The 12,876-nt window shown below is 55.4% G+C and carries 12 protein-coding genes; all 12 read left to right on the top strand.

Translation table 11 applies throughout. From position 1 onward, the window contains the following. The first annotated feature begins 9 nt into the window (after nucleotides 1–9). The 12 genes from F1379_RS03535 to glyS all read left to right on the top strand — a co-directional run bounded on the left by F1379_RS03535 (nucleotide 10) and on the right by glyS (nucleotide 12,818). Nucleotides 10–627, top strand: coding sequence for a hypothetical protein (locus tag F1379_RS03535; RefSeq protein ID WP_150266380.1), 618 nt, complete (start codon nucleotides 10–12; stop codon nucleotides 625–627). A gap of 122 nt (nucleotides 628–749) precedes the next feature. Further along, complete coding sequence (gene yqfC, locus F1379_RS03530; protein WP_150266377.1) at nucleotides 750–1,043, top strand: sporulation protein YqfC; 294 nt, start codon at nucleotides 750–752, stop codon at nucleotides 1,041–1,043. Further along, a complete protein-coding gene (gene yqfD, locus F1379_RS03525) occupies nucleotides 1,040–2,230 on the top strand; it encodes a sporulation protein YqfD (RefSeq protein WP_150266374.1) in 1,191 nt (396 codons plus the stop codon). The genes yqfC and yqfD overlap by 4 nt, the downstream gene beginning before the upstream one ends. Before the next feature lie 6 nt (nucleotides 2,231–2,236). Continuing rightward, nucleotides 2,237–3,208, top strand: coding sequence for a PhoH family protein (locus F1379_RS03520; RefSeq protein WP_150266372.1), 972 nt, complete (start codon nucleotides 2,237–2,239; stop codon nucleotides 3,206–3,208). Nucleotides 3,209–3,225: 17 nt separating this feature from the next. Beyond that, entirely contained in the window at nucleotides 3,226–5,481 is a 2,256-nt protein-coding gene (locus tag F1379_RS03515; RefSeq protein ID WP_150266370.1) for an HD family phosphohydrolase, read from the top strand. Beyond that, on the top strand, nucleotides 5,478–5,975 hold the full coding sequence (ybeY, locus tag F1379_RS03510; protein ID WP_150266367.1) for an rRNA maturation RNase YbeY: 498 nt from the start codon (nucleotides 5,478–5,480) through the stop codon (nucleotides 5,973–5,975). Before F1379_RS03515 ends, ybeY begins: the two co-directional genes overlap by 4 nt. Further along, nucleotides 5,975–6,370, top strand: coding sequence for a diacylglycerol kinase family protein (locus tag F1379_RS03505; protein WP_150266365.1), 396 nt, complete (start codon nucleotides 5,975–5,977; stop codon nucleotides 6,368–6,370). The genes ybeY and F1379_RS03505 overlap by 1 nt, the downstream gene beginning before the upstream one ends. A 1,128-nt stretch (nucleotides 6,371–7,498) precedes the next feature. Then, nucleotides 7,499–8,392 (top strand): GTPase Era, encoded by an 894-nt coding sequence (era, locus tag F1379_RS03500; protein ID WP_150266363.1) that lies wholly within the window; start codon nucleotides 7,499–7,501, stop codon nucleotides 8,390–8,392. Nucleotides 8,393–8,499: 107 nt separating this feature from the next. Next, nucleotides 8,500–8,643, top strand: a complete 144-nt coding sequence (locus F1379_RS03495; RefSeq protein ID WP_150266361.1) for a YqzL family protein — start codon at nucleotides 8,500–8,502, stop codon at nucleotides 8,641–8,643. Nucleotides 8,644–8,679: 36 nt separating this feature from the next. Beyond that, on the top strand, nucleotides 8,680–9,435 hold the full coding sequence (recO, locus tag F1379_RS03490; protein ID WP_150266359.1) for a DNA repair protein RecO: 756 nt from the start codon (nucleotides 8,680–8,682) through the stop codon (nucleotides 9,433–9,435). 421 nt (nucleotides 9,436–9,856) lie between these two features. Further along, a complete protein-coding gene (gene glyQ / locus F1379_RS03485) occupies nucleotides 9,857–10,744 on the top strand; it encodes a glycine--tRNA ligase subunit alpha (protein ID WP_150266356.1) in 888 nt (295 codons plus the stop codon). Beyond that, entirely contained in the window at nucleotides 10,737–12,818 is a 2,082-nt protein-coding gene (gene glyS, locus F1379_RS03480; protein WP_150266354.1) for a glycine--tRNA ligase subunit beta, read from the top strand. The genes glyQ and glyS overlap by 8 nt, the downstream gene beginning before the upstream one ends. Nucleotides 12,819–12,876: the final 58 nt, after the last annotated feature.

Genomic DNA, 12,876 nt, shown 5'->3' with positions numbered 1-12,876 from the left:
TGAATTCCCATGAGCAGCCTGATCTACATCATTGCGATTATTATCTTCGCGCTTGTCTCCAACCGCAGTAAATTCGGCAAGCCGAAGAGCGGTTCTCCTCCGCGCGGCGGTATGCCGACTTTCGGCGGGGGCGGGGATGAAGGGCCTTCCATGTTTCCGCGGCGCAGCGCAGGCGGAGAACGCCCCGCAGGCAAGGCCAGCGGCTTCCCGGCGCCGGTGGACCGTCCGGACCGCCCTGCGGCGCGCCACGCCGACGCAGATTCCCGCGGGCGTACAGAGCCCGCGCAATGGGAGGGGCGGCCTGAACGCTCTGCCCCCGGCAGCGGTGAAGGCCTCTCGCTGGAGGCGGGCAGCGGCGCCCTTGACGACATAGCTGTCCGCAACGCGCAAATGCAGCAGGAGTTCGAACGGCTGCAGGCCGCTTTTGACGCGGCGGGGTCAACGCCGCAGCAGGGTTCATCCGCGCGGGAGCATAATCCCGCCGCAGACGGCCTGGAAGCGGCGCAGACAGCTGCCTGGGGCAGCCTGGCGGATAACCGCGCAGCCTTGCGCAGCGGCGTCATCTGGGCCGAAATTCTCGGCCCGCCGCGCTCCCGCAAGCCGCATTCCACGCGGCGGCAAGGGTAAGACCATGAAGCAGCAAGCCCCGGATCGTTCCGGGGCTTGCTTTTTTATGCGGCAGTTCTTCTCATAAAACCTTGCGCCCGCGCATAAGGTGTACAGAAGGCAGGAAGGGGGCACGTCGATTTATGACCCGTATCGGCCGCAGGCTGCGGGGATGGACAAACGGGGTACTGTCACTTCCGCAGGACGTCCTGCAGGAGCTGCCCCGGATCACCCTGATCGGCAATAAGGAGCTTTATATAGAGAATCATCGCGGTGTGCTGCACTTTTCCTCCGGAGAGATCAAGCTTGCGCTGGCCAGCGGTACGCTGGAGATTTCGGGAGAAGGCCTGAGTATCCGCAGCATTCTCGGCCAGGAGCTGGCCGTAGAAGGGATTATCGGCGAAATCAGATATAAGGGAAGCGAGGAGAAACGATGAAAGCACCGCCTCTGTCATGGCTGCGGGGGTTCGTTACACTGCATGTGACGGGTCCGCAGGTGGAAAGTTTATTGAATGCTGTCACCGAAGCAGGCATCATTATCTGGAATGTGAAGCCTGCCGGGGACGGCGCTTCGCTGCGCCTGCTGCTGGATGATTTCTTTGCGCTTCGGCCGCTGCTGAGGAAGACAGGCTGCCGGATGCATGTCACCGCCAGGACGGGGCTGCCCTTCCGTATTGCGCGGCTGTGGCGGCGTAAGCTTTTTACGGCAGGCATGCTGGTGTTCGGGGCAGGGCTCCTCCTGCTGTGCTCCATGATATGGAGCGTCAAGGTCGAAGGGAACGAGCGGATCGCCTCCGAGGACATTCTGGAAGCCGCCCGCCAGGAGGGGGTATATCCGTTTCAATGGATTTGGCGGCTGGACGAGCCGGACAAGCTGTCGCGGGAGCTTACCTCCAAGGTTCCGGGGTTATCCTGGGTCGGGCTGCAGCGGACGGGGACGAGCATTACCATCCAGGTGGTGGAAGCTGACCGGCCGGAGAACAAGCCTCTGCATACCCAGCGTCACCTGATCAGCCGGAGCGATGCGGTAGTCACCTCCATTTATGCAGAGCAAGGCCGGCCGGTGGTCGGGCCCAATTCACGGGTTAAAAAGGGACAAATTCTGATCTCCGGCGCTCTTGGCGATGAGGAGAATATTGAATACGTTGTTGCCAAAGGGGAAGTCAGAGGGCTGGTCTGGCATGAATATAACATTGAAGTACCGCTGCAAAGAAAAAACAGTTCCTATACAGGTGAACGCAAGGACCGTCTCTATCTGGTGCTGGGCCATTATGCGGTGCAGCTGTGGGGCTACGGCAAATCGGATTATACGGAATCACGGACGCTGACGGAGCAGGATATGCTGACCTGGCGTTCCCTGCGCCTGCCGCTCGGCATGATGACCGAGAAGGAAATGGAAGTATCGGAGACCGCTGTGAAGCTGACGGCGGAAGAGGCCAAAGCGGAAGGCCTGCTGCGGGCGAAAAGTGATATCTATGCCCGTTACGGCGCAGACAGCGTAATAAAAAGTCAAAAAATTTTGCATGAGAAGAGAGAGAATGGTAAAGTTTATATGAAAGTGCTGTTTGAAGTGGAAGAGAGAATTGCGGAAGAGCTTCCGTTAGTAAACAACCGAGGAGAATGAGGCTATTTGTCAGAACAGACTGCAAGCATTCGTATATCTTTGCAAAATGCGGGGGAAGCGCAAGCCTTGTTCGGCCCGCAGGACGGATTTCTGAAATTGATTGAGCAGGGCATCCCTGCTGTGATTGACTCTCGTGAAGCAGAAATTACAGTGCGCGGCGGCGGGCGGGAAGTGGATAAGCTGGAACAGCTGTTTCAGGTATTGTTGTCACTGATCCGCAGCGGCTACATCCTGAGCGAGCGCGATGTGCAATATGCGGTTGAGCTGGCCAAGGACTACCAGGCCGATCAACTGCTTGATTTGTTCAAGGGAGAAATTACGACGACCTTCCGGGGCAAGCCGATCCGGGTTAAGACCATCGGGCAGAAGCATTATGTAACCACGATCAAGAAGAAGGATATCGTCTTCGGCATCGGGCCTGCAGGTACAGGCAAAACCTATCTTGCCGTCGTACTGGCCGTGGCTGCGCTGAAGGAAGGCGCCGTCAAGCGCATTGTGCTGACCCGGCCGGCGGTGGAAGCGGGAGAGAGTCTGGGCTTTTTGCCGGGAGATCTCCAGGAGAAGGTAGATCCGTATCTCCGTCCGCTATATGATGCCCTTTACGATGTGATGGGTCCCGACCAGGTGGCCAAAGCGCTGGAACGGGGATTGATTGAAATTGCCCCGCTCGCCTACATGCGCGGACGGACGCTGGATGACTCGTTTATTATTCTGGATGAAGCGCAGAATACGACACCGGAGCAGATGAAGATGTTCCTGACCCGGCTGGGCTTCGGTTCCAAGATGGTCATCACGGGCGATGTGACCCAGATTGATCTGCCGCGCGGTAAGAAATCGGGATTAATCGAGGCTAAGAACATCCTGTCGGGCATTGAGGAGCTTGGATTCGTGTACTTTGCGGAGCAGGATGTCGTGCGGCATTCCCTGGTGCAGAAAATCATCGTAGCCTATGACCGTTTCGCCGAAAACCTCGAATAACAAAGGGGAATTGTCCCATGGCTTCAAAACAACCTTCGAAATTAAGCGGATTTGTATACAGTAATAACGGCTGGAAGTATAGCGCGGCGACGCGCTATGCTCTTTTCCTGCTGCTGGGGGTGTTTCTGTATGTCAGTCTCGCCCCGGATTTGCTGCCCAAACGCTATGATATTAAAGAGAATACTTACAGTGCCAAAGAGATTCCCGCACCCAAACAGATCCTTGACACCAAAGCGACGCTGAAGGCGCAGGAGACTGCTGCTGAAGCTGTCAGTAACCGCTATACGATCATTCCGCTGCGCGCGGATACCGTGATTAATGCGCTGCTAGACCGGATCGACGGACTCAATCAGGATGATCTGATCTCGCAAACCGAGAAAGTGGATATTTACAAAGAGGTCATTCCGCAGCGGGCCAATGATTATATTGTCAGCTTTATTAATTCCAGCCGCAACTCAGGCACTTATTCCGATACGCTGCTCACTGAAATGCAAAGAGTCATTGAGGAGCAGGCTTACGTTATTCCGGAGGAGACTTATATCAAAATTCCGCGGCTGACCGCCCAGGATATCATTGAGATGAAGCCGGTTGCCCGGGACATCGTCACCAAGCTGATGAACGACCAGATTACGGACGCTCAGGCGGCGCGCGCCAAGGTGGCAGAGCAGGTCAGCACCAGCTCGCTTAGCCAGCGCACTGCGCGAGAAGTGGTGCAGGAGCTGGTACGACTGGTGATTACGCCCAATAAATTTTACGATGAGGAAGCGACCAAAGAAGCCAAGGTGCAGGCACGCGAGAACACGCCGGATGTGTATATTGAGCAGGGGGATACCCTTGTTGCCAAGGGCGATCTGATTACGCCCGAGCTGTATGAGCTGCTCGATGAGAATGATCTGCTCAGCAGTGAGATCAATTACTGGCCGCAGCTTGCACTTCTGCTGCTCTCGGCGCTCCTTGCATCCGGACTGCTGATGTTTATCCGCTACACTGGAGGCACGGCCGGCTTTAAGTATAACAATTCCCAATTGCTGATGCTGGTGCTGGTCATTCTGATTACCATCGTGACGATGCGGCTGGCCGCTTTTCTGCAGACGGATACACGGTATTATGTAGGCTTCCTGGCTCCGGTCGCATTAGGCGCAATGCTGATTGCGATGCTTCTGGATACGTCGCTGGCCTTCTTCTGTTCGGTATTGTTCAGTATTCTTTCCAGTATTATATTAAATGTGCATCAGAATACGGTATTTGACTTCACCTTCGGCTTTTTTGCACTGGTGGTATCGCTGGTTGCCATCTTCGCCACCCACCGTGCGGGCCAGCGTTCCACGCTGCTGAAGGGCGGGATTATGGTTTCGCTGTTCGGTTCTGTCACCGTATTCATGCTGACGCTACTGGGCGGCGGGGTATGGAATGAGACCCAGACGCTGTATGCGATCGGCTTTGCATTTGCCGGAGGATTGCTGACGGCTGTGCTCGTGATCGGCCTGATGCCGTTCTTCGAGGCGACGTTCGGTATTCTGTCCGCGCTGAAGCTTGTGGAGCTGTCGAACCCGAATCATCCTTTGCTGCGTAAGCTCTTGACCGAGACCCCGGGCACGTATCATCACAGTGTAATGGTCGGCAACCTGTCTGAAGCGGCTGCGGAAGCGATTGGCGCAGACGGTCTGCTCTGCCGTGTAGGCTCGTATTATCATGATATCGGAAAGACGAAGCGTCCGTTCTATTTCATAGAGAATCAGAACAATATGGAGAATCCGCATGATTCCATCGAACCGAAGCTCAGTAAGTCGATTATTGTCGCCCATGCCCGCGACGGGGTGGAAATGCTTAAGGAGTACAAGCTTCCGAAGCCGATCCGCGATATTGCCGAGCAGCACCACGGTACGACGTTCCTGCATTATTTTTATCATAAAGCCTTGAAGTTGGCTGAGGAGAAGGGCACTGAGCCGGATTTCACCGAAGAGGATTTCCGTTATCCCGGACCGAAGGCGCAGTCCAAGGAAGCGGCGGTCGTCGGCATTGCCGACAGCGTGGAGGCGGCGGTCCGTTCCCTGCGCCAGCCAACCGTGGTTCAGGTCGAGACCATGATCGAGAAAATTATTAAAAGCCGTCTGGATGACCACCAGTTCGATGATTGCGATCTGACGATCAAGGAACTGGACACCATTGCGCGGACGCTGAAGGAAACGGTAATGGGAATCTTCCATTCGCGGATTGAATATCCCGAAGAAGTGAAAAAGCAGAAGAAAGAGGAAGGAGCCGTAAACCCATGAGTCTGGACCTGGTTTGGGACAACGAACAAGAGCAATATACGATTAGCGATGAGCTGATCGCACTGCTGGATAGAATTCTGCAGCAAGCGGCCGAAGCCGAAGGACTGGACAACGGGGAGGTCGCGCTGACCTTCGTCGATAATGACCGCATTCACGAGCTTAACCGCGAGTATCGGGGGATTGACCGTCCGACGGATGTGCTCTCCTTTGCGCTGAATGAGACCGGGGAAGACGAGCCGGAGATTGTGTATGAGCTGGAAGAGGGCGAGGACGAAGGAGAACTGCCGAATGTCCTCGGCGATATCATCATCTCGGTGGAGCGTGCCCGGGAGCAGGCGCTTGATTACGGCCATTCGCTGGAGCGGGAATTAGGGTTTCTGTTCGTGCACGGCTTCCTGCATCTGCTCGGCTATGACCACCAGGATGAGGCGGCGGAAGCCGAAATGATGTCCAAGCAGGAAGCGGTACTGGCTCAGGTCGGGTTGACGCGCTGATGGTCAAGAACACGGCGGCGGGACATAAGAAGTTCTGGCATTCATTCCGCTATGCGGTGCAAGGGATTGTGGCGGCTTTTAAATCCGAGCTGAATATGAAGGTACACTGCGGCCTGACCCTGATCGTACTCGCCGCCGCCGCCGTATTCAGGCTGCCGGCTTCCAAGTGGATGCTGCTGCTGCTGGCCGTTACGCTCGTACTGAGCACGGAGCTGCTGAATACGGCGATTGAGGCCACGATTGACCTCGTATCGCCGGAGCTTCATCCTCTGGCCAAGAAAGCTAAAGACACCGCCGCCGGAGCAGTACTGCTGATGGCGGTCTTTGCCGTTATCGTGGGGATTTATGTTTTTTATGGCCCGGTGATGGACTGGATCCAGGGACTTATGTCATAATCAGCTTACAACTTTCGGCTTGGCATCAGGCGGACCGTGTATACGCTCCGCCCTATTGGTATCTTTGCGTGTGCTTGTTACAGTAAATTCATTGCTTTGTGCATACACTAATGCTGCTATAAGGTTCAGCGATCCAATGTGGACAAGTGCAGCGTGTAAGTAGAAGAGGAGCAGCAGATACTAACTGGATAGCGCTTGAAAGTAACTGAATGGATTTCACCGCCGGGGTCACGGCACAAGAAGTGGTTTCCTGGTTGTTCACGCTGAAAACAGACGTATTGCTCGGAGAAATACAAGGTAACGGACACAGGAGACGTTATTCTCAGTAAACGCCTCCTAATTTCGCCGTAACGGACCGAGAATCCGCTATTTCGGCAAAAAGAGACTGGAACGCCGACTTTCGGCGTGATTAAGGTCGCTTGAGTCCGTTAACTCTGCAATTTAGCCCTATAAGCTAAAATAAGGGCTCTAGTGTCCGTAAGACGCGCGCAGTTAGTGTCTGGTCACTGGTGTCCGTAAAATGCTGGTGTTTGGTCACTAGTTCCCGTAAGGTGCACGCAGTTGGTGTCAGCTCACTGGTAAGCACCAGAGCTAAAGCGCATCGTACACTGACGATGCGCCTGCAACGCCGCGAAGCGGCCGTTGCCACTAGCCCCACAGAACAGCATCGCTGCCGACTAACTCCTCCCGCGCCGCTGTAAAGCGGGTTCCCGGAGGGAACGAAAAGCGCTCGATGCTCCAATACCGCCAACAATCCTCCGCCGCTGCTCTGCCGCCCAATTCCGGGTGTCCAGAGGGCCGGGGCCCTTGGGGTCCCCCTTGGCTAAGGGGGATTTAGGGGGATCGAAAGGTATGGATTGAAGAGGTATGGATTGAAAGGATGCCCCACAGAACAGCATCGCTGCCCAGTAACTCCTCCCGCGCCGCTGCAAAGCGGGTTCCCGGAGGGAACGACAAGCGCTCAATGCTCCAATACCGCGAACAATCCTCGACCGCTGCTCTGCCGCCCAATTCCGGGTGTCCAGAGGGCCGGGGCCCTTGGGGTCCCCCTTGGCTAAGGGGGATTTAGGGGGATCGAAAAAGCTTTTGAAATAGTTTTTAATGTTTTGAAAAAGAAGGGAAGATTGTATGAAATTCAAATCCGGGTTTGTCGCCATTATCGGCAGACCAAATGTAGGCAAATCGACGCTGATGAACCAGGTGATCGGCCAGAAGATCGCCATTATGTCGGACAAGCCGCAGACGACGCGCAACAAAATCCACGGGGTGTACACGGCGAATAACTCGCAGATCGTGTTCCTGGACACGCCGGGTATCCATAAAAGACAGTCCAAGCTGGGCGATTACATGAATCAAACGGCTATTGGCACTCTTGGTGAAGTCGAGGCTGTTCTGTTTCTCGTCGATGCTTCCGAAGGGCTGGGCGGCGGCGACCGCTTTATCGCCGAGCAGCTGAAGCAGGTGAAGACGCCGGTATTCCTGGTGCTTAACAAGATCGACAAGCTCGCACCGGAGGCGCTGCTGCCGCTGATTGAGCAGTACCGCAAGCTGCATGAGTTCGCCGAAATCGTACCAATTTCCGCTAAGATGGGCAACAATGTGAACACCCTGCTGGAGCAAATCGGTAAATATCTGCCGGAAGGCCCGCAGTATTATCCGGACGACCAGGTGACGGACCATCCGGAGCAGTTCGTCTGCGCGGAGCTGATCCGCGAGAAGATTCTGCATATGACACGCGAAGAAATTCCGCATTCCATTGCTGTGACCATCGAAGATATGCGGGTGGCCGAGAATGGAGTCGTGCACATCTCCGCAGTGATTTTTGTCGAGCGCGATTCCCAGAAGGGGATTATTATCGGCAAGCAGGGCGCTATGCTCAAGGAAGTCGGCAGACGGGCGCGGACCGATATCGAGAATTTGCTCGGCTCGAAGATTTTTCTGGAACTTTGGGTGAAAGTGAAAAAAGACTGGCGCAATCAGGACCGCGTACTGCGTGACCTCGGCTTCCACAAAGACCTGTAAACCCTTCTTCGGCCGTTTCTGGCAGGAATTGCACGGATAGTTCCCGGCTCAGCGCACATCCTATCTTTGAAGAGACATCGTGTTTCCTAAAGAAAGGATGAATACGAATGCGAGATTTTTCGTGGAAGTATTTTGCAATGACTGGAGATGTCGATGCTTATCTGCTGTACAAAGAATCCAGGGCACCGCTGGAAGACAGCGGAATGCTGCTGACGGAAGAAGAGTCGGATCTTGATGAAGAAGCGCAGTAGGGACTGGTTGCTTGCCGAGTGGTTGGGAGACGAGGCATGTTACACAGGGTGGAAGGGATTGTCCTCCGCAACATGGACTACGGCGAGGGGAACGCGATCATTACGCTTTGCACCGAAAATGCGGGCAAAGTAGGCGTGCTCGTGCGCGGTGCCAAAAAAGTCCGCAGCCGGCATGCGGCACTCATCCAGCCGTTTACGGTGGGAGAATTTGTGTTCTTCCGTAACAACGGCGGACTGGGAACGCTGAATGCCGGAGAAATTACACAGTCTCATCATGCCCTGCGCGGGGATTTGTATCTGGCAGCCTATGCCTCTTATGCCTGCGAGCTGCTTGACCGTGTCCTGCATGATGAAGAGACGGGCAGCTTCTGGTACCGCCAATTGTCTGCCTGCCTGAATGCCCTTGAGGATGGTAAGGAGCCTGGAGTTATCATTAATGTTTTTGAGATGAAAATACTGCAGGCCGCCGGCTACGGCCCGCAGCTGGATACCTGTATTGCCTGCGGCCAGGAGCGGCCCGACGAGCAGCTGCGGATCAGCCCCCGCCTTGGCGGGGTGCTGTGCCGCGCCTGCTCGCACAATGATCCGCCGGCGCTTGAGGTCTCACCGCGCGCGCTGAAGCTGCTGCGCTTGTTCGCTGCGGTGGACCTGACCCGACTCGGCAATGTCAGTGTGAAAGAGGAAACTCAGGCGGAGCTGAAGAAAATCATGCGTTCTTTTGTGGACATGCAGCTGGGGCTGCGGCTGAAGTCAAGAAGCTTTCTGGACCAGCTCGATAAATACAATATTTGACGAAATTCGTTTTTTCCGTTACTATAGGAGCAGTTTCTTTTTTAAGGCCGCTCTTGCTTCAGGAAGAAGACGTGCAGTGATCGGGAAAGTAATGAATCATGGTCAACTATAGAGAGCCGGGGACGGTGGAAGCCCGGCGGGACGATGTTCATGAAATGGCGCCCGGGAGTGCGGAAGCGGCGGAATGAAAAGTGGATTTCGCTTTTGGCGTAATCAAGTAGGGTGGAACCGCGGGAGTAAGTAACAGCTCTCGTCCCTATGTCTGAATTTCAGGCATGGGGGCGGGAGCTTTTTTGCCTGTGCAGGACCGGATTGTCAGTTTCCGGTGACCGCGCGGGAATAGAAGCACCGCCTCCATCGCAGAAGCAACGGGTTATAACAATAACCGGCAGTTCACATTAGAAGCGAAGGAGCGGTAGCAATGAATTTTCAGCAGATGATCTTAACGCTGCAGCAGTTCTGGTCCAAAGAGAACTGTATTCTCGTCCAGCCGTATGATACGGAGAAAGGGGCGGGCACGATGAATCCCATGACCTTTCTGCGGTCGCTGGGACCTGAGCCGTGGAAGGTAGCTTATGTTGAGCCTTCCCGCCGTCCGTCCGACGGACGTTACGGGGAGAACCCGAACCGGCTGTATCAGCATCACCAGTTCCAGGTCATCATCAAGCCGTCCCCGGACAACATTCAGGAAATGTACCTGGAGAGTCTGAAGGCGCTGGGTGTGGACCCGCTGCTGCATGATATCCGGTTCGTTGAGGACAACTGGGAGAACCCGTCGCTCGGCTGTGCCGGACTTGGCTGGGAAGTGTGGCTGGACGGTATGGAAATCACCCAGTTTACGTACTTCCAGCAGGTGGGCGGTATTGAGACGAATCCGGTCGCTGTGGAAATCACCTACGGCATGGAGCGTCTCGCCTCCTACATTCAGGAGAAGGAGAATGTGTTTGATCTGGAGTGGGTGGACGGCGTAACTTACGGCGACGTGTTCCATCAGCCGGAGGTTGAGCATTCCACGTACACCTTTGAGGTATCCGATGTCAAAATGCTGTTCAGCCTCTTTAACACCTACGAAGAGGAAGCGAAGCGGGCGATGGAGAAGCATCTGGTGTTCCCGGCTTACGATTATGTGCTGAAATGCTCGCACACCTTCAATTTGCTGGATGCGCGCGGCGCAATCAGTGTAACGGAACGTACCGGTTTCCTTACAAGAGTACGTAACTTAGCCCGTACCGTGGCGGCGACATACCTGGAGGAACGCGAGAAGCTGGGCTTCCCGCTCCTGAAGAAAGAAGGTGCTGACCTTGTCTAAGGATATTTTGTTTGAGATTGGTCTGGAAGAAGTGCCTGCGCGGTTTCTCCGGGCAGCGATGGAGCAGCTGCAGGACAAGACTGAGAAATGGCTGGAGTCCTCACGGATTACGCACAGCGGAGTTCAGGCGTATGCCACGCCGCGCCGCCTTGCGGTGCTGGTGAAGGCTGCCGCCGAGCGTCAGACCGATGTGAGCGAGGAAGTGAAGGGACCATCCCGCAAAATCGCTCTGGACGAGAACGGTGCGTGGAGCAAAGCGGCGCTTGGCTTCGCCCGCAGCCAGGGCGTATCGCCCGATGATTTTACCTTTAAAGAACTGGCCGGTGTGGAATATATTTATGCGACCAAGAACAGCAATGGCGTAGACACTGCTTCCCTGTTGTCCGAAGGTCTAAGCGGGATTGTCAGCGCGATGACATTTCCGAAGAACATGCGCTGGGGCGCCTACGAATTCAAATTTGTCCGCCCGATCCGCTGGCTCGTGGCCCTGTTTGGCGAAGCCGTAATCGAACTGGAGATTACCGGCGTGAAGTCAGGCAACCTCAGCCGCGGTCACCGTTTCCTGGGTACCGAAGCCGTTATTTCCGAACCGGCGCAGTATGTGGAGGCGCTTCGTGCCCAGCATGTGCTGGTAGATGTACAGGAACGCGAGGCGCTGATCCTCAGCCAGATCAACCGGCTGGCGGAAGAGAAGAGCTGGACCATTGCCATCAAGGAAGATCTGCTGGAAGAGGTACTGTTCCTGGTAGAAACGCCGACCGTGCTGTTCGGCACCTTCGATCCCTCGTTCCTGAACATTCCGCAGGAGGTGCTGATCACCTCGATGCGTGAGCATCAGCGGTATTTCCCGGTGCTGGACGACGCAGGCAAGCTGCTCCCATACTTTGTCACCGTACGCAACGGCAACGCCGAATCTCTTGACGTAATCGCCAAGGGGAACGAAAAGGTTCTGCGTGCCCGTCTTTCGGACGCCAAGTTCTTCTATGAAGAAGACCAGAAGCTGCAAATCAGCGACGCGCTGGCGAAGCTTGAGACCATCGTGTACCACGAGGAATTGGGCAGTGTCGGCGATAAGGTGCGCCGTATCCGTGCCATTGCCGACAATATTGCCGCGAAGCTCTCGCTGCCGGCGGATGCTGCCGCAGAGGTCAGCCGCACGGCCGATATTTGCAAATTCGACTTGGTTACACAAATGGTCTATGAATTCCCTGAGCTGCAAGGTACGATGGGCGAGGATTATGCCCGTAAAGCGGGTGAAGCCGAAAATGTTGCCAAAGGCATTTTTGAACATTATCAGCCGCGTTTTGCCGGAGATGCCGTACCGTCCACACAGGCGGGCCTTGTAGTCAGCCTGGCCGACAAGATTGATACCATCGTAGGCTGCTTCTCCATCGGCATTATTCCTACGGGCTCGCAAGACCCGTACGCCCTGCGCCGTCAAGCGGCGGGTATTGTGCAAATGCTGCTGGAGCATCAATTGCCGCTTTCGTTGCAGGAAATTTTTACAATTGCTGTGGAAGTTCATGAAAATTTGCGTCCGGAGAAACATTTGGGCACCGAATTACGTATAAGTCTGTACGAGTTCTTCGGTCTGCGCGTGAAGCGTCTCTTGTCCGACGAAGGTGCCCGTTACGATGTCGTCGATGCGGTAACCGCCGCTGGCTTTGATGACATCGTCGCCGTGGTTGCCCGCAGCCGTGCCCTGACGCAAGCCGTAACCGAACAGGCCGATTTCAAAATCGCCGTCGATTCTCTGACCCGCGTGGCCAATCTTGCCGCCAAAGCCCCGGCAGACGCCACCTTGGAACCGGCGCTGCTGCAGGAAGCGGCAGAGGTGAATCTGTATGAGTCCTGGCAGTCGGCTCATGCAGCATACCAAGCTGCAATTGAGGCGAAGGATGCCGCGAAGGCGTTGGCTGTTCTTTCCGGGCTCCAGGAAGCCATTACCGGATTCTTTGATTCCGTTATGGTTATGGCTGAAGATGAAGGGGTCCGCAATAACCGCCTCGCACTCTTGGCCGCAGTTAACGCCGACTCCCGCAGCTATGCCGACTTCGGCAAGCTGGTCTGGTAAGCTTTTGCGCAAAGCAGTAGATCCTTCAGGAATCCTGCTTCATTTCAGGCTTTGATTT

The sequence above is a fragment of the Paenibacillus tepidiphilus genome (genome assembly GCF_008635795.1).
In the GTDB taxonomy this organism is placed as follows: domain Bacteria; phylum Bacillota; class Bacilli; order Paenibacillales; family Paenibacillaceae; genus Paenibacillus_AQ; species Paenibacillus_AQ tepidiphilus.
This window is presented reverse-complemented; position numbering and strand designations above follow the sequence as displayed.